Source organism: Paenibacillus sanguinis 2301083 = DSM 16941 (assembly GCF_000374825.1).
In the GTDB taxonomy this organism is placed as follows: Bacteria; Bacillota; Bacilli; order Paenibacillales; family Paenibacillaceae; genus Fontibacillus; species Fontibacillus sanguinis.
This window is the reverse complement of the sequence record NZ_KB895393.1, coordinates 1-17,615: the sequence shown is the minus strand read 5'-3', so window position 1 is coordinate 17,615 and position 17,615 is coordinate 1. Positions and strand designations below refer to the sequence as shown.

The following is a 17,615-nucleotide window of genomic DNA, read 5'->3' as shown; positions in this document are numbered from 1 at the left end:
GTAAAGGGGGGCGATTCGCCCCCTATGTCTGTATACGATGACTTTGTCTGCGGCAGACAGGCGTTCCTTAAGCGAGCATGTCTGCTTGGTACATGGAACGGGGGAAATGGAAATACATTTTTGCATTGTGGAGAGGGGGAAGAACAATTTATGCTCAAACAAGCAGGAAGAGTTGCTTTATGCCTGGCGTTAGTCACCACTTTGCTGGGCAGCTTGCTTCCCAAGGATGAGGTCCAGGCGGATGGCTCGGCAACGGCTCCGCAGTATAAATACAAGCTGCTCAAGGATGATATGGGTACCGGGGTGAAGCTTTATTTCAACAATGGGACCTTTTACTACAAGTCACAGTTGGATGGTGGCAACAATATTGCACACCAATCCATGGATTTGCAGACATGGACCAAAATTATTAGCTGGGATACCTTTGGTTCAAGCAAAAGGTTCCGCTTGGCCTCCATCTCCTTTATTGGAGATCGAGTCTATGCAACGGGAGATAACATGTCTACAACCACGTTTCCTAACTATACTACTACTTCCTATTTGGGCTATATGAATGATACATCCAATACCAGCGCTAGCTGGACTGCATCCGCATTTCCAACGGGAGATGTGGTGCTTGGGCCCGTGCTTACCGACGGGAGCAACTATGTAATAGGAGCTGGCAATGATAATGTTATCTATCGGCAAGCTTCAACCACCGGGTATATAGAAGAGAAGGCATGGACTAGCAGCAAAAACATCACCAGCGGCTCCCGCTTTGAAAATGGTGTATACGATAAGGTCAATAATAGATTCATATTCTCTGATGATGCAGGAAGTATCGTCTACTCCGTTAATGCAGGAGTCAGTTGGAACAAAATCGGGCTGGATTCCACATCCGCTTCGTCAGCTATATCCGACCTTGCTCAAGTTGGAGGGACAACCTTCATTGCCGGGGACGATGGTGTATGGAAATTGCAAGGAACTACCATAAACAGACTCTTGCCCTCTGGGAGCAATTATCAGGCTATAGCTGTTGATGAAGACAGCAATATTTATGTCTTACGCTCTGATGGAACCGTGCTCATGTCATCCGATAACGGAATGTCATGGTCCCCAATCGCAGTCAAAGAAAACGACAATGCTTCAACTTACTTTGGTGCTATGGAATATGGCGACGGGAAGCTGCTGGTTGGTACGGACACAGGTCTGTACCAGTTAGTAGCTGGATCTAGCATTATCAAGCAGCCGGAAGGTGCGCAAGTAAACATTGGTGCAGCTGCTACCTTCTTTGTAACGGCCAGCGGCGATGGCCTTGCCTATCAGTGGCAGGTGGATACGACGGGGACAGGCGACAGCTTCACCGATATGAATGGAGCAACAAGCAGCAGCCTGACTATTCATCCGGTATCAAGGGATATGGACGGCTATCTGTATCGTGTCATTATTACCGATGCTTCCGGGGTGCCATTGACTTCGGACGCGGCTACTCTTACCCTCAATATTGTGAAGGTCAAGGTAAGCTATCAGCCTGGCGATCACGGAACGATCAGCACAGCGAGCGAGGATGTTGAGGTTGGGGACCGGCCAGAGGCTGTACCGACCGTTACCTCTGCCCCTGGCTATCGATTCACAGGGTGGAGCAGCGATGGCGGTGTGACCAAGCTAAGCAGCGACCAGTTGAAGGCGACGGTTATTACTGGGGCGGTCACGTATACGGCGTATTACGCCCAGCTTGTTAAAGGCGACCTTGATGGTTCTAACAGCGTTTCAGCTGCGGATGCCCAGTTGCTGGCGAAGTATTTGAAGGGTGCCATCACCTTAAATCCGGATCAATTCATGGCAGCGGATTTCAATAATGACGGGGTTGTCGATGAGGCGGACGTTAAGGCGATTCTGGCCTTTGTAACGGGAAAAGGATGAGTCACATCTGTCAATGTTAATAAAATAAAAATAGCTCCATGCAAAGCCCATCTTACATAGGCTTTGCATGGAGCTTTTCATATATATCAAAATTTAGTAGCGTACACTGCGGATGATGAAAATCCCTATGTTATTGTGGTCTGTGATATATTGGAAGGAAGCAGCATGTCTCAAGCTGCACTTTGGCATGGGAGCTGCCGCAGGATGTAAAGACAGAGAACCTTTTAACTAATAATAAGGTTGTGATACCTATGTATAGAATGAAGATTGATAATAAATATGGTTTTATTGATAGGATTGGGCGCTACATTATTGAACCTCAATACAAAGATGCTTACGATTTTAGCGATGGACTTGCCTGGGTACGGACATTCGATGGCAAGAAGGGATATATAAATAAAGATAACAAGATGATAATAGAAGTAGAAGCTGATTCTTATGGGGATTTTTATAACGGTTTAGCTCAGATATCTAAAAATGGAACTGATTATTGTATTGATAAATATGGAGAAGTTGTTACTTTGCCATTATATAACAAGATTCATAGGATTAATGCAGACCAAACGATCGTTGTTGAAGTAGATGAAAAAATGGGGCTGATTAATCATATCAATGAGTATATTATTCGTCCTGAATGGGATTACTTAGGGACGATTTCAGAAGGCTTAGCAGCGGTAAGAAAAGACGGGAAAGTTGGCTTCATAAATGTTATGGGTACTATGGCTATTGAACCTGTGTTTCACTCCGCTGGTCCATTTTCTGAAGGTCTTGCTGTAGCTACTCTCGATGGGGAACATTATGGATTTATCGACTCAACGGGTGCATTTGCTATTGAACCAAAATACTATCAGTTGAAAGGATTTAGTGAGGGACTCGCAGGGTTTAGATTAAAGAGTGGGGGGAAATGGGGGTACTTGAATTTTTTAGGTAAGGTAGTAATCAAGCCTCAATTTCAAAGTATTGAACCATTTTGTGGTGGTTTAGCAGATGTGGTGAATAAAGACAAAACAGGTTTTATTAATCAAAAGGGAAAGTACGTTATTAAAAATGTGTTTTTGACAGCTAAGTCCTTTCGGGATGGCCTGGCATATGTGAACTACAACGGGGAATGGGGATACCTTGATCAGAGAGGCCGTTGGATCTTAAAGCCCAGGGGATTTGATCTTTGGTAACAGGGAGTGCTTACATGAATAAGTCACAACTTACTGCATTGGAAGCCATAAATATTGCACATGAGTACATCAACGAGCGCAACAAGTACTTTGTTCCTTGGACAATTCAAGGTGACATAAGCAAATCTGTTCAGTATTATGAGAAGTTTTTTGCATTGCATGGTGGTGCTTGGGTTGTTGAGATCGATTTTGTGGATTTTGATAAATTATTAGTTATTTCTGATGAAGATAAAGGCATTTCTTTTCTAATATTCGGAATTAAAAGAAGTAAATTATCCGAAATAAATACGCTATTAACTATAGAGCGAGTACTTGAAATTTCTCGAAATTATAATGATGAGTATCAAATAGAGGGAGCAATCAACTTCAATCATGGGGAGTCAATAGCTTTTTATGAGAGATTTGAAGGTGTTGAGGGATACACTTGGGCTGTTAACATGAAAGTACCACCTTCACCTTTTGGTGGTGGTGATACAGTAAGTCTGATTCTTTCTGATGAACAAGCATGTGTTGAATATATGTTTGATCCATCGGGTTATCAGGTCACACCCCATCTAGATGATGAAGACGAAGATGACGAAGACGATGAATAAGAGCAGATAGGTTATGTTGTCGATGCTTAGTTGACTAATGACCTGCAAAGTTTACTAAACTCTATGCTAACCTAGTAGGAGCTTGCGATGATAAATTCAAAAAAGTTTGAAGCAGCATTTAAAAGATACATAAATAATTTTGTCGAAGGAATTAAATTTGAAGATGTTAAAGAAAAATATAATATAAGTAGAAGCAAGATTGAGAAAATTATTGATCAAAATGATACAGAAAAGGACCACATATTGTTAATAAATCTAAGCAAAATCTTCTCGTACTATTTATCACTGTGGAAAAAGAATGTATTAATTGATCATAAAAACAGTACGGAAGAATTAAAGCAGATGCAGAAGGTTGTATTTTACCAATGCATGGCGCAGAAGCTTTATACAATTAAGTATCCTGAGATGATATTGCTATACTCGTTTAGAGAAGTCGTGATAACATTAATCCATTTTGCTATGTATGGCTGGGAAAAGGAAGAAGCTATATTATATGATTTTATGTCTCATCATTTCGGCGAACATTTAATAAATGCCAATGAAGAGAACAGGCATATTTGGTTTTTGTTAGAGCTGTACTTACAGCATAAAAATAAAACAATCATGGGAACTAATAAAGGGTTGTATTTAACGGTTAGAAGGAAGCTAAAAGAAGCGAATTTACGATTTGGCTCAATCCCGGAAGACCTGGACATCTATGATGAAGTGTTGAAGCATTGGACGACTGATCATATAGAGGAAATAGAACAATTAATTTCAAAAATGTCCCGGTTTCATTCTGTGCTAGCTTCTGAAATTGGACAGCTAGGTGAATTTGGCGATTTTAGATACGGATTTTATCCTTTTGAAATCTTATTCCTACTTCATGTTAGGAGAAAACAAGGATTACCAGTGCCTAATATGCTGGACAATTTACTAATGAATACTCCAGAAGCTAAAGTGATGTTTGGAGATCGAGAGCCATATCCTGCATGGGACCCGGTGCTTAAACAGATTGATCAATTTTATCGTAAAAACTACCCTGAATATATTCCTAACAAGCATGGGGAGTTGTTTCAATAAAAGGGAGGAGCCAGTATGGCAGATCAAGGGATTGCGCAGCTCATATTCTCTGATAACAAGGATTTGGAATCATTTCTTAAGGAGCAAGGAAGTTACGATTTACATGAGGACTTATTAAAGTATGGATTGAAGACGAAAAAATTTTTGTATGTTGATTATAAAGGTGAGCAATACCAGGAAATTGTAGATTTTATTCTGGATTATGAATTTTCCCATCAAATTGAATTAGCAACACAAGAAAAACTCGAGAAATTAGAAGTGTTTAATTATGAGTATTTGCCTGAAAAGATTATGGAAGTAAATAAAGTATTACTACCAAAGGGTTATGGACTATTTTCATATCCTAATTCGGGCGATTATTTTGTACTTTTCATTGCAAAATTAGATGATATTAAAAAACTATTGCAAGAAGAATTGTTGTTCGATGATAGAATCCCTTTCCAAGAAAGATGTATTAAGTATTAGGGAATTGTCAAAACGATATGAAAATCATTGCAAAGAGTCTTTTGTCATCATAGGAGAAGTTTCACTTATGGACATGACTTGGTACATTTCATCTACAGGTGCTTTCTATGGTGGGAACGATGATTTTCTTATTCGGTTAGGTGATAACTTTTGTCAGTCCGTACTTAACCTGATTAGCGGTGAGGAGTTTGAGGTTGTTACTATTGAAGATGAGTGATAATTACAGGAGGAACAAAATACTTCCCAAAGGTGCTATGGTATGATAAACGAAATGGACGGTTTAAACCAGATATTTAGTAGAGGTGTAAATTTTGATTATTTAGAGTTTGCTGATGATAGTGACATGGTTTTATATAATGATAATCCATTTAGTGGACTAGCATATGAGTTATATCCGAATGGTCAAATTATGCATGTAACTTCCTATAAAAATGGGTTTGAAGATGGGGTGTGCAGAGAATGGTATGCTTCAGGAGAGATTAAGTGCGAGTTTGAAATGAACAGAGGACGTATTCATGGGGATCGTAAATATTGGCACCGGAATGGTTCAATAAAATCAATAGCTCATTATGAATTGGCTTTCGAACTTGATTATACAGAATGGGATGAACATGGGAACTTGTTATTAACTAGAGAAGTCAATCCTAACGATCCCAATTCAAGATACGATATTCTCCTAGAGGCTAGAAAATGGGAAGAATATACATAACATTAATGTTTCTTGACCAGTTGGTCCGCCCGGCGAGTTGTCTCTGGCAAGCGATACTTGGGTGCAAGGTCCAGTATCCACTGGCAGGCGGTATCCAAGGATATGCGATGGCCGACGGATACAAAGACGGGATTAATCTTATCCTGCGTCCTTAATACATTACCTATAACTTCATGATCGTCAATTAATGGTGCAGTGCTCCCTCGCCATATGTCCGGCTCGGTATATTCACCTAATAGTCTGGTTTTCCCGCAACCAATTGTTGGAACGTCAAATAGTACACCTAAGTGAGAAGCAAGCCCGCACCTTCTGGGATGAGCAACACCCTGTCCATCGCACACAATCAGTTGTGGCGTATATTGGATTTTTTCAAATGCCTTGATGATTGAAGGCAGTTCTCGGAAAGAAAATAATCCTGAAATATACGGGAACTGAGCGATATCTTCAATAACAGATGTCTCTATGCATTCTAGAGAATCCTTTTCTAGGATGACAACGGCAGCTACTAATCGATCACTTGATTTGTGGTAAGCAACATCAACGCCAGCTATGTAGTTAATTTCAGACAATTGATCTGCTTGAATGACTTTCTTTGCGAGCACCTGTTGGATCTCAATGGATTGGGCTTCATTAACATCCCATGGATGATTGAATTTTGGTTCCAGCGTACTCACCTCATTAGCCTTCAACTGCGTTTAATTATGTATTGACTGGCTATATTGTAACAGATCTGGGGTATTTAAATCTAAAAGATTGTAGTGAGTAGTACGACAATATTCGATGATGCATCAATTAAACATTCAATTGAGTGTATCAATAGATTGCGATTGAAATTTAAATAGTTAAAAGGAGTTCAGAATTGAGAAAATATAATAGAACTAGAGAAGAACTAGAAAAATTGATAGAATCAGTTAATGAAAATTTTCCTAAACATTATCGTAGAATAGAAGAGATCACGCTTGATGTTGTTTTGACCCCAGAACAGGCAATTGAAATCGCAAAACAGTACCATCAAGAACATGAATTGGAAGGCACGGTTAATGAACAAATAGAAAATTTGTTTTTCGATGAAGCTTTTACGTTTAAAGTAGATCCAGAAAATAGAGAGAATGATGATATTCGACCTGCTTGGAGAGTTAATGTAGATTTACAACCAAATCCTTTTTTGTTTGAAGAGTATACTTTAATTGTATCGGACCGAGATAAAGCAGTAATGGGTATGTTAGACCCTAACGGACACCCGGTAACACAAAGCTAAGTGAGTTATTTTTGCAAAATGCTATGCGAATGAATATTCATATTCATTTTCCGAAAATTTGTTCCGATTCAATCATTCAAAGAGGCTTATCCCAGAGAGTTGGGATAAGCTTTTTTGCCTCATTAAACAAAAAAGCGCCTTGATCGGGAAAGTGCTGCAAGCCTATCCGAGCAGTGATAGGATCTATTACACCGGGGGCGGCGAGGCGGTTGGGGAGCCGATTTTGCAATATGAGGAGACGGATTGGGAGCTGCTGCAGCGTCTGGCGAGCCGCTTACAAGCAGTTGTGGTCTGTGATATATTGGAAGCAGCATGTCACAAGCTCCACTTTGGTATGGGAGCTGCCGCAGGACATAAAGACAGAGAACCCTTTAACTAATAATAAGGTTGTGATACCTATGTATAGAATGAAGGTCGATAATAAATGGGGAGTTGTTTCAATAAAAGGGAGGAAACTGCATGACAATCGTAGGATAGCGCAGCTTATATTCCCCTAAAATCCCAAGCGAGGTGTAGGTATGCAATCAAGCGAAGCATTTCAGGCTGTTTGTGAACGGATTTCTGCAAAGTATACAAGTAACGGTTGGAAGTATGCAAAATCCAGGCACTGGCTTACCAAGAAAGATAAAAATCTAACATATAAGATTTATTTCTATACGAACTGGAATAATGTGTCTGATAGGAATGTAGGTTTCTACGGAGAAAGTGCTATTATTTTGAATAAATCAAAAAATAAAATCTTTCATATCAATACTCATGAATGCAATATCCCGGAGGGCAAACTGTACTGGAATATTGCAGACCAGGAAAGCTGGAGTCGAGCCATAGCAGAGTTTACTGGTTGGTTAGATGAGGTGTTTATGCCCATTGTTCATGAATGCACAAACAATCTGGAGAACTTTATTCGTCAAGTTGTTGCAGAAGGCTTTTATCCTTTAGGTGGATATAAAATAGATATTCATTTTATTTTGCTGTATGGTTCAAGGGAATTAGCGGAAGAGGCCACGAAAAGATGGTATGAGAGTCTGGAAGAGCCAATCAAGCATGAATTCAAAACAAATTATGAAAGTATGATACAGGGCAATGATCCCGTCAGTGCCTATGGTAGAAACATGATGAGAAATTACTCCAACTTTAGAACAATAATTGAAAATAAAATCATTGTAAATTTGTAATTCCAGATATTTGTTATATGGAAGACGAGAAAATATAAATTTCAGGCATGAAGGAGGAGTAGTGTGAGTACTATCGAAAACAAAATTTCTGCTATTAAAAAAATGCGATTTTTAGATCATGAAGATTATGAGATCGAAGACATCGTGAGATTATTAAATGAAGTAGGAGAGTCAGCAGATAATAACTCCATCATTGCATTGTGTGAACTTTTCCATGATGAGATATTTGAACCGGCAATTATCGGCGATTTAATGGAAACTATATTCTATATTGCTCAACGCCATGGGATCAGGGAAGGGTTATTGAAAGTCATTGAAGGAATGGAAACCATGAAGCCACATGCGCAAAAGTGTATGGAGAGACTGTTTAAGAGTATTATTGACTCAAGGAATTTAAGACAACCCTTTATAGATATACTTAGTCTGATCTCACCGTCCAAAAAAGAAGAAGTAGTCCAATTATTGAAAAATATTATTGAAAAACAATCAAAAGATTATCAAGATAAGCATAAAGCTTTTATTGATAATATGGAACAGAAGATTCACTATTTAAGGGAATTTGATACAAGTGCTAATTTAATAACCATTAAGGACCTAGATGAAAGTAAACAAAAATTGATACCAGATTCTTGGCATAGACTTTTTAGGGAGCAAGACATTAGAGTAAGAATCGATATGCTTCTGGAGATTTGGAAAAAATATGTTGGAAGGGAACTGAGCAATTTAATATTATATTTGACTAAAAATATTGATGATATTGAATTATTGGAAATAGAAGATAGTGATTCAAAAAGATATTCAATTCTATATACTATAAAAAAACCAAACGGTGGGGTAACCTACTATGAAGGGCGAAACCCACAAGAAGAATTTCATAACGATGAATTGGAACGGAATTGGGATAAGATTCCTGTAACCATTCAACAATTTTATGAAAATGTTCATAATGGATTTTATTATTATGCAAGTGTATCGATGGGGTTAGTACCCTTGGAATTTGTAACATTTCTAGGTGATGATGATTTGGATTGGAGTATTATCGACGATCTTAAAGAACCTATTCAAATCGATTTAAACACCTCGTTTGGATTTTTTAGTAACGGAATGGGTTCTTATATAGCTGTTGATTACAACAACTGTAATAATGGGAATGCAACTTTTTGGTCAGCAAAATTGCAACCTAGATATAATATTCATTTTTGGGATCACGTTGATGAATGGATTGTTATTGGCTTTGAGTAATACGTAGAATTGCACAATGCGAGTTCCCCATTCGTATTGTGTTTTTTTCTTCCTTCTGATCTTTTGTGATGGCAAAGCAACTCCCAAGCAGTGCTGGATATCCCAAGATATAGGTTGAATTGGAGGTAGTTAAAATATGAATGAATTACCAAAAATTATTGGCATCTCTATGTTTCCTAGTGTTGATTTGCAAGAGATAGCTGTCATAAACAATGTATTAAATATTTTTGAAACAAAAGATTATTTTATACCAACCTTATGGGGAAATACGGAGATGGTAAAACTTGACTACGACCGGGATGAGATTAAGGAAAGGATAGCTATGCAACAACCAAGATTCTCGGAGTTACACCTTCAGCGAACGCATTCAATAGAATATTCGGGGAGCTTTGATTTAATATCAAGTTTTAGAGCTTATTTTGGCTTTGATTTTAAAAATACTCCCAGGAAGCTTTGGCCTGAAATTTATGAACTATCAGAAGTTATCGCAAGTATTATTAAGCCACGCTACGGAATTACTCACAGCTTTTGGCCAGTTTCTACACCATGGCAATCTGAACGTGATCGCAAACACAAATGGATGAATTTTTGCTCTCAACCTGCTCCGGTTAACTTTGGGCCATCTGGTCCATTGGGAATGGGAACTCGAACTTATTTTAGTGGAGATATACTTGATTTGTTTCATAAAGAGACATTCTTAAATATACCTGCTGACGTTACAGAAACTGATTGGGGAGGTATTCGAGTTGATCTTGTAGCTAAGCCTTGGGAGGCAGATGTTAATGAGCTACTTGATCGCTGGATTTGTGTAATGGATTACATGGAGCAGTACGAGGTATTTGCTATTCCCAACTTTAGTGAAAGTAAAAGATCAGTTTCATTTAATGCAAATAAAGCGTGGGAAAAATATTTAAAGAATTTACAAAGATTGAGACAGGGGGGAGGAGTGAATGGCTGGTCAAGGAAGCGAAAGAGATGAAATACTCTTGAAAATACCACTTTCTATACATGAGAAAAATATTATCAAATCAATGGATATTTCAGAAATAGATCTTACTTTTGCCGATCTTTCTGAACTTGTAGCTGATCAAATGATAGCTATCGGGGTCAAATTAAGTGCATCCTCTATGATGAGAACGTCCTTTCGTGATTGTAACTTCAGTTCGGCTGACTTTCAAAGTTGCAATTTGGAAAATGCTGATTTTGCAGATTGCTATTTTAGGGACACAGATTTCACTAAATCAATTATGAGATTTGCTAAAGTTAAAATCAGTTTTTGTGAGAGGGCGTGCTTTGATCAGGTTGATTTAACAGATGGGGACTTATATGACTCCATTTTTAATGGAAGTACATTTCGAAATGCAAATTTAACAGGAACCAATGCGAAATATGCATCCTTTAGAGATGTCGATCTTAGTGGGGCAAATCTTACTAATGGAAATTTTGAAAATGTAAGCTTTATTAATGCAAAGTTGGATAATGTGATTTGGGCAGGTGCAAATATAACGGGGGCTAGTTTTGATGAAGGTGTGCTAGAAAAGATTCAAACTGAATTGTAGTCAAAATAGGCATTGTAATATGAAGCGCAACATCTATTGGCAATGAATAATTATCGCGGGAGGCATTACTCACTTGAAATTAGATACAGGATACATAACCAAAAACAAGCTGTACATCATGCAGCTTGTCACGATTTTTTCAGGCTTTATTATTTTTGGCATCTCGGAAAATATTAAGGGACCTGCTATTCCCAGAATTCAATTTGCCTTCAATTTAAATGAAGAACAGCTTGGCAGTCTGTTGTCCTTGAATGCGCTGGGTTATCTCATTGCCTGTTCCTTTACGGCCATCCTGGTGCGGAAATGGGGGATCAAAGCGACGAGTATCCTGTCCTTTGCCGCCATGCTCATTTCAGGGGTCTTTATCTTCCTGTCTCATACCTATCCGTTATTTGCCGGTTCATATTTTCTGATGTACATTGGCAACGGCATGTTGGAAATTGCTTTGGCTATTCTAGGTGCTCGTATCTTTGTCAAAAATGTAGGTACAATGATGAACCTGTCGCACTTCTTCTATGGAATCAGTTCGACTGTTGCGCCTTTGCTGGCTACCGGTGTTATGTCGATGCAGATATTTGGGCATGTTCTGGATTGGAGGGGCATGTATCTGGTAATGCTTTCCTTGTCCTTGCTTCCCATCCTGAGCGCCTTGTACAGTAAGTTTCCGGGAGACGATTTGCCGCTGGAGAGCCGGACTTCGTTTAAGGAGCTAACACGGGACCCGGCATTATGGTGGATCGTGCTCATTCTGTCCTTTGGCGTTGTATCCGAGCTTGCGGTTGGAGGTTGGCTGGTCAATTTCCTGGAGAAGGCGTACCATTGGGATACCGTCAAGGCATCCGGCCTATTATCGATCTTCTTCCTGCTATTCTCGGTGGGGCGGCTCGTATTGGGCCCGGTGACGGACAAAATTGGCTTTACCTTATCTCTGATCATCTTCTCTGGTTTCTCGGCAGTATGCACATTTGTCGCGATCGCTGGAGGGGAGCGTTGGTCCTTCCTGTTTGCCGCCTCGGGGCTGGGCATCGCCATGATTTATCCAACGGTCATGGCCTTTATTGCCAAGCGTTATCCGCGAGGGAGCGACACGGCCATCACCTTTACCGTGACTTTGATGGGACTTGGTAGTGTTATTGGGAATTATCTGATTGGTTTTGTCATTGAAATGGTCAAAAAAATATACGGGGAAGCGACACAGATGGGGTTATTGCGCGGGCTACAGGCAGGATACGCATTTATCGGACTATGTGCCCTTCTGTGTATGCTTTGCGGCTTTGTTTTATATCGTTATCTCAAAAGACGCGGGGAACTGATTTAATCCAAACGAGATAGGAGGCGGCTTCTTGTATCGTATTGCGATTTGCGATGATGAAGAGAAACAGCGGGAGCAGGTCCGGCAATGGCTGCTGGCCCTATCGTTCAAGAGCGGAATTGATTTTGAAGTCACAGCATTTGAGGCAGGAGAGTGTTTGGTTAAGTATTATGAGACTGGTGGCGAACCGTTCCATGTTCTTATTCTGGATATTGAAATGAATGGACTGAATGGAATAGAGACAGCCCGCAGACTACGGGAGATGAAGCGGCAGAGTGAGCAGGTCATCTTCCTGACCAGCTATCCGGAGTATATGCTGGAGAGCTTTGATGTCATCACATTTCAATATCTGATCAAGCCTGTGGAGCCTGAAATATTTGAAGAGAAGATGTTGAAGGTATGCCGCTTCTTTCAGGAAAGTGAATCAGATATTCTGATTATCAAATCTGCGCATGAAGAAATTGTGCTCAGACAAGATGATATTATTGCCATTGAGGTCGTGAAGAGCTTGACGGTCAAGAATAAACTCAAGTTCACGACCACACATGCCGTATACGAAGGCAAAGGATTAATCTCTGGTTATGCCTCAGCGCTCAAGGCGGAACATTTCCTGCAAATCCACCGCTCCATTTTGATTAATTTATTGCATGTGCATAAGTTTTCAGGGGGGCAGGTGGTGATGTCGAACGGCATGCAGTTGCCGATTGGCAGGTCCAAAATGAAGGAAGTCAAGGATGCCTGTACAAAATTTATGGTCTTGAAGGCGGAGTGAAGATGGACGGAATGCTGCTTTTTCTTAATTTGAGTGTGGTGTTGGTTATGGCTGTGCAGATCAATTTCTACTTTAACTCCGTGTTTGGCAAGGAGAAGAGCAAGCCTACGAAGAGATGGTTTATTCTTCTCTTTTTTCTGCTGAATTTTTGGTATATGAGTGCCTACTTTACACCGCTTTTGTCCTCCTTGATCGCCTTATTGGTCATCTTTTGTCTGGCGATGGGGTATGAGGTGGAGATGCGCATGAGGGTAATCTTCTCGGTGCTGTATGCTGTGCTCCTCTCCCTCATCAACTTGCTTTGTTTGTATTGGCTCAATCCTTCGACCTCTTTGGTTCTGGACAATGGGGAGATTGTGCAGGGGCGGGAAGGGATGTTGTATGCCAAGATGAGTATTTTGCTGAGCTGTATGATTATGTTTGCCGTCGTGCAGATTATCCGGTTTGTTGCCAAACGCCGCAGCTTTCCCCTGGATTCACGCTATTACCTGATGTTTCTAAGCGTGCCGGTCATCAGCATCTATCAAGTGAACGTGCTGTCTGTCTACAGCGAGAAGAACATTCATTACATCATCTCGATTATCGGCTCCATCGTATTAAATGTGCTGGTGGTTTATATACTGGATACCGTGATTGCCAGGTTCCAATTGTTGCATGAGAATGCCGGGCTCCAGCAGCAGATGGATTATCAGGATGCCAACTACGAGAAGACGGTCCACAGCTTCAAGAAGATCAAAAGCATCATCCATGATACCAACATGCAGTTGCTCTATGTCGCTGAATGCATTGATCAGGGGCAGGTAGACGAGGCGAACCGACATATCCGGGTCATCCTGAATAAGGTGGAGCATGCTTACCACCGGGTGAACACCGGGAACCTGGTCGTCGATGCGTTGGTAACGAACGCGCTGAACATTGGTCAGGAGAATGGTATACGTATGGATACCGAGCTTCGCTTGCATGATCGGGAGCTTGGCATTGAACGTTATGATCTCTGCGTCGTACTGGGGAATCTGCTGGATAATGCCATAGAGGCTTCCAAAAAGGTACGGATCGCGCAGGACCGACATATCCGGATCCAGCTCCGTTCTAACAAATCTGCACTTTTGATTTGCGTCCGCAATTATGTGGACCGTGAGGTAAGCGATTTGAGCACCCGCAAGACAAGCTCAAGCTCTGGTTATCACGGCTTTGGCCTAGTTAATATTGAACGAATTTGTGCCAAATACGGTGGACATATGACGATTGAATCTGCCAATCACACATTTGACAATATGGTAATGATCCCTTTTTCAACCAAAAACTCCCTAGTCTAAAATAGTCAGGACTGACCCCATGCTGTTCAGGGGTCTTTTTGTTCGTTTCGGGGTCTTTCCACACTTCTCGCAGGAAGCCATTCGTATAATAAGATTCAGTTAAGTAATTTGGCTGGAGAAGAGAGGAGATTATCCGATGAATACATTAAAGAAGCTGGGCGCAGCTGCGATTGCAGCCCTGATGCTTGTTTTACCGGTAGCTGGAGTTGGTGCGGCAGATCATAAGGATGCCGGACTGGCAGAGCGCAAAGCGCGGGAAGCCGCTGAAGTGCTCGTTCGGGATTATGGCGTGAATAGCGTGCAGTATGCGATCCGGGATCAAGGAAAGGTTGTGTTGTCGGGGGGGCTTGGAGTTACAGCAGATGGGAAGCAGGAGGTCGTTTCCAAGGACACGATGTTCGGAATTGGTTCAATAAGTAAAGTATACTCTACCGCAGCCGTACTCATGTTGGCTGAGGAGGGAAAAGTAGACATTGACCGTCCACTTACGGATTACATTCCTGATTTTCAAATGGCGGATGAGCGCTACAAGCAAATTACAATCCGGATGCTCATGAATCATTCGGCCGGATTTTACGGGAGCCATTATAAGAATAGTATGCTGATGGCGGATAATGACTCGCAGAACTATGATACATTGTTGGATAATTTGCGTAACGAGCGGCTCAAATCTAATCCGGGAGAGTATTCCGTCTATGCGAATGATGGATTTCAATTGCTGCAGCTTCTGGTGGAACGGGTAAGCGGGTTAAGCTATAGCGAATATCTGGACCGCTATATCAGCGTCCCCCTTGGGTTAACCTCCACCAAGACACCGCTGGATACATTCAATCGGGCTTCGCTGAGCCCGGCGCGGTTCCCGGGAATTGCCGGGGATCTACCGCATGAGAATCCAAATATACTGGGAACGGGCGGTATTTACTCCACTGCGGAAGAAGTAACTCTGTTCTCGGAGGTACTGACAGGTAAGCGTCCTGAGCTAATGACTGCTGCTTCCGCACTGGCCATGCAAGCCAAAGAGTACCGCAAGGGCGTCTGGGTTAAAGACGAGACCAATACGTATGGCTACGGTCTGGGATGGGATTCCGTGGATCTTAGTCCATTTGACCAATACGGCATTAAGGCCGTGACCAAGGGGGGAGACACGATTATCTATCATTCGGCGTTGGTTGCTTTGCCGGAAGAAGGCATGTCTATCGCGTTGCTGACCTCAGGCGGCTCATCCATCTTCAATACGCTGGCGGCATCCAATATTATGCTGGCTTATTTACAGGAGACGGGGCGAATTGCTGAAGTGCTGCCTCAGCCAACCCTCGAAGCGCCTGTGAAGGTAGATATGCCAAGTGAACTGCGCGAGTTCTCCGGTCTATACGGAACGGTAGGTTCAACCCTTAAGGTGAGTGTAGGAGATGGTGAGATTGCCATGCCAGAACTATTAGACGGCATGATTCCGGGACAGAACTATGTATACACTGGTGATGGAGAGTTCACCAGTGAAGATGGCCATACCTTGATCAGCTTTGATGAGCAAACTAATGGACATACGTATATTCGTACCCGGGCCATGCTGGAATTCCCGGGCCTTGGCCAGACGCTGATGGCCTACTATGAATTTCAAAAGCTGGAAGAGAACGTGCTGAGCCCAGAGGTGTTAAAGGTGTGGCAGCAAAGAGCAGGGAAAACGTATTATGCATTGGACGAGAAGATCAATTCCCTCTTTTATCTCTCCCCTTCATCCATTCTGTGGAAGCCAATCGTGCTGGATGAAGGAGGCAGCTATGCAAATGGAACAAAGATTAAGGATGCGAACCATGCTGTTAATATCGCGGAAATTCCAGTGATGAACGGCCGTGACGCTTTTGATCTCAACTTCCAGCAGCAAGGCGGAGTAGAGTACCTGCTGGCAGATGGGCGCACTTACGTAAGTGAAGCGGCAGTAAGCACGATTTATGGCGGCTCGGCTTCACGGGTTACGATCCCTGAATCCGGTTATGTACAGTGGTTCAAGGTCGGCCGTGAAGCCGCCGGGAAAACGATGAGTGTACAGCTTCCGGCTGGCGGGGGATTCGCCGTCTATACGGCAGACGGGGCGCTGGTGGAGTTCTCGGGAGCCAGTGGCAATCGCGCGGCGCTTCTGCCAGAGAATGGCATTATCGTATTCGGCGGTCTGGCAGGAGATGTATTCGAGATTAAGTTGGCGAAGTAATAGGTGATAAGACTTGCATTTATGAAATGGCAAGAAGTGAAAAGTCCTGTAAGAGAGTATAGTCTCTCGTAGGACTTTTTTCACTTTGTAGGTCTTTATACGTTTTTTTGAATAATTATGAACAAAAAGCAAGCTTTTCAAATGAAAATCCGATAATATTGTGAATGCGGAAAACGCAGCTAATCAAAAAAGAAGAGGTGGAGTGCAAGATGGAGTGGTATTTAAAGGTTTTGAAAAATTATACAGGGTTTCAAGGGCGGGCAAGTCGCCAAGAGTATTGGATGTTCTTCCTGTTTAATGCACTTGCTGTCTTGGCTCTAAGTATTGTTGGTGGAATTATTCATCAAACACTAGGCTTAATTCTGGCTAATGTCTACTTGCTTGCCGTGTTGTTGCCGTCGGTGGCAGTTGCTATTCGTCGTCTGCATGATACAGGCAAAAGTGGCTGGTTTGTGCTTATTTCCTTAGTTCCGGCAGTTGGCTCGATTATTCTTCTCTTTTTCCTGGCTCAAGAAGGTCAATCGGCAGCCAATCAATATGGCTCGGACCCTAGAGGGTTAGCGGCATAGTACATAGCTTAGCTTCTGAATCGCCTTGTCAATCGTCTGTGAAAATGTCACCTTAACTGTGCTATGAAAATGTCACTTTATTCGTTGGAGCCTCCTGCTTCACCAGGAGGTCTCCGAATAGCTGCTATGCTGTGAATACATAGCATCTTGGAATGAGCTTTGTTTTGTGCTATGGTTAGTTATGGTGTTTACCGTGGATCTCCACGGATGGTTAGGAGCGGGTTTGCGTGGCTGCGCAGAACTCGCTTTTTTTGTTTCCATAGTGGCTGGTATTGGTTTTTCCGTCCTCTTTAAAGGCAAAGC

The 17,615-nt window shown here is 41.8% G+C and carries 19 protein-coding genes and 1 pseudogene; 18 read left to right on the top strand and 2 right to left on the bottom strand.

Annotated features, from left to right (window positions below; genetic code table 11):
* The first annotated feature begins 150 nt into the window (after positions 1 to 150).
* The 7 genes from C557_RS0119660 to C557_RS0119630 all read left to right on the top strand — a co-directional run bounded on the left by C557_RS0119660 (position 151) and on the right by C557_RS0119630 (position 5,903).
* Positions 151 to 1,902 carry a dockerin type I domain-containing protein gene (locus C557_RS0119660; RefSeq protein WP_018753585.1) on the top strand — a complete coding sequence of 584 codons (1,752 nt, stop codon included), beginning with the start codon at positions 151 to 153 and terminating at the stop codon, positions 1,900 to 1,902.
* Positions 1,903 to 2,153: 251 nt separating this feature from the next.
* Positions 2,154 to 3,074 carry a WG repeat-containing protein gene (locus C557_RS0119655; RefSeq protein WP_205621636.1) on the top strand — a complete coding sequence of 307 codons (921 nt, stop codon included), beginning with the start codon at positions 2,154 to 2,156 and terminating at the stop codon, positions 3,072 to 3,074.
* Positions 3,075 to 3,088: 14 nt separating this feature from the next.
* Positions 3,089 to 3,667 carry a hypothetical protein gene (locus C557_RS0119650; RefSeq protein ID WP_240472989.1) on the top strand — a complete coding sequence of 193 codons (579 nt, stop codon included), beginning with the start codon at positions 3,089 to 3,091 and terminating at the stop codon, positions 3,665 to 3,667.
* 87 nt (positions 3,668 to 3,754) lie between these two features.
* On the top strand, positions 3,755 to 4,729 hold the full coding sequence (locus C557_RS0119645) for a hypothetical protein (protein ID WP_018753582.1): 975 nt from the start codon (positions 3,755 to 3,757) through the stop codon (positions 4,727 to 4,729).
* A gap of 15 nt (positions 4,730 to 4,744) precedes the next feature.
* Positions 4,745 to 5,194 (top strand): DUF6630 family protein, encoded by a 450-nt coding sequence (locus C557_RS0119640; protein WP_018753581.1) that lies wholly within the window; start codon positions 4,745 to 4,747, stop codon positions 5,192 to 5,194.
* On the top strand, positions 5,115 to 5,411 hold the full coding sequence (locus C557_RS25745; RefSeq protein ID WP_420805406.1) for an SUKH-3 domain-containing protein: 297 nt from the start codon (positions 5,115 to 5,117) through the stop codon (positions 5,409 to 5,411). Before C557_RS0119640 ends, C557_RS25745 begins: the two co-directional genes overlap by 80 nt.
* A 42-nt stretch (positions 5,412 to 5,453) precedes the next feature.
* Positions 5,454 to 5,903: a toxin-antitoxin system YwqK family antitoxin gene (locus tag C557_RS0119630; RefSeq protein WP_018753579.1), complete on the top strand. Its 450-nt coding sequence runs from the start codon at positions 5,454 to 5,456 to the stop codon at positions 5,901 to 5,903.
* Positions 5,904 to 5,905: 2 nt separating this feature from the next.
* Here C557_RS0119630 and nfi read toward each other — a convergent pair whose 3' ends face one another.
* Complete coding sequence (gene nfi, locus C557_RS0119625) at positions 5,906 to 6,568, bottom strand: deoxyribonuclease V (RefSeq protein ID WP_026263586.1); 663 nt, start codon at positions 6,566 to 6,568, stop codon at positions 5,906 to 5,908.
* A 194-nt stretch (positions 6,569 to 6,762) separates the two neighbouring features.
* On the opposite strand from nfi, the gene C557_RS0119620 reads away from it, so the two are divergent.
* The 11 genes from C557_RS0119620 (at position 6,763) to C557_RS0119570 (ending at position 17,312) form a co-directional block, all read left to right on the top strand.
* On the top strand, positions 6,763 to 7,161 hold the full coding sequence (locus tag C557_RS0119620; protein ID WP_018753577.1) for a hypothetical protein: 399 nt from the start codon (positions 6,763 to 6,765) through the stop codon (positions 7,159 to 7,161).
* 139 nt (positions 7,162 to 7,300) lie between these two features.
* On the top strand, positions 7,301 to 7,540 hold the full coding sequence (locus tag C557_RS24270) for a hypothetical protein (protein ID WP_018753576.1): 240 nt from the start codon (positions 7,301 to 7,303) through the stop codon (positions 7,538 to 7,540).
* A gap of 139 nt (positions 7,541 to 7,679) precedes the next feature.
* The gene (locus tag C557_RS0119610) at positions 7,680 to 8,336 is read left to right on the top strand and encodes a hypothetical protein (RefSeq protein WP_018753575.1); all 657 of its coding nucleotides are present in this window, start codon (positions 7,680 to 7,682) and stop codon (positions 8,334 to 8,336) included.
* 528 nt (positions 8,337 to 8,864) lie between these two features.
* Positions 8,865 to 9,578 carry a hypothetical protein gene (locus tag C557_RS0119605; RefSeq protein WP_026263585.1) on the top strand — a complete coding sequence of 238 codons (714 nt, stop codon included), beginning with the start codon at positions 8,865 to 8,867 and terminating at the stop codon, positions 9,576 to 9,578.
* Positions 9,579 to 9,714: 136 nt separating this feature from the next.
* A complete protein-coding gene (locus C557_RS0119600) occupies positions 9,715 to 10,557 on the top strand; it encodes a hypothetical protein (RefSeq protein WP_018753573.1) in 843 nt (280 codons plus the stop codon).
* On the top strand, positions 10,529 to 11,137 hold the full coding sequence (locus C557_RS0119595) for a pentapeptide repeat-containing protein (RefSeq protein WP_018753572.1): 609 nt from the start codon (positions 10,529 to 10,531) through the stop codon (positions 11,135 to 11,137). Before C557_RS0119600 ends, C557_RS0119595 begins: the two co-directional genes overlap by 29 nt.
* A 118-nt stretch (positions 11,138 to 11,255) precedes the next feature.
* Positions 11,256 to 12,455: an MFS transporter gene (locus C557_RS0119590; protein WP_051082480.1), complete on the top strand. Its 1,200-nt coding sequence runs from the start codon at positions 11,256 to 11,258 to the stop codon at positions 12,453 to 12,455.
* A 25-nt stretch (positions 12,456 to 12,480) separates the two neighbouring features.
* Positions 12,481 to 13,221 (top strand): LytR/AlgR family response regulator transcription factor, encoded by a 741-nt coding sequence (locus tag C557_RS0119585; RefSeq protein ID WP_018753570.1) that lies wholly within the window; start codon positions 12,481 to 12,483, stop codon positions 13,219 to 13,221.
* 2 nt (positions 13,222 to 13,223) lie between these two features.
* Positions 13,224 to 14,537, top strand: a complete 1,314-nt coding sequence (locus C557_RS0119580; protein WP_018753569.1) for a sensor histidine kinase — start codon at positions 13,224 to 13,226, stop codon at positions 14,535 to 14,537.
* Between the two features lie 136 nt (positions 14,538 to 14,673).
* Positions 14,674 to 16,743, top strand: a complete 2,070-nt coding sequence (locus C557_RS0119575) for a serine hydrolase domain-containing protein (protein ID WP_018753568.1) — start codon at positions 14,674 to 14,676, stop codon at positions 16,741 to 16,743.
* A gap of 209 nt (positions 16,744 to 16,952) precedes the next feature.
* Positions 16,953 to 17,312 carry a DUF805 domain-containing protein gene (locus C557_RS0119570; protein WP_018753567.1) on the top strand — a complete coding sequence of 120 codons (360 nt, stop codon included), beginning with the start codon at positions 16,953 to 16,955 and terminating at the stop codon, positions 17,310 to 17,312.
* A 99-nt stretch (positions 17,313 to 17,411) separates the two neighbouring features.
* On the opposite strand, the pseudogene C557_RS25785 reads toward C557_RS0119570, so the two are convergent.
* Positions 17,412 to 17,615: pseudogene (locus tag C557_RS25785) on the bottom strand (ISNCY family transposase); the annotation flags it as partial.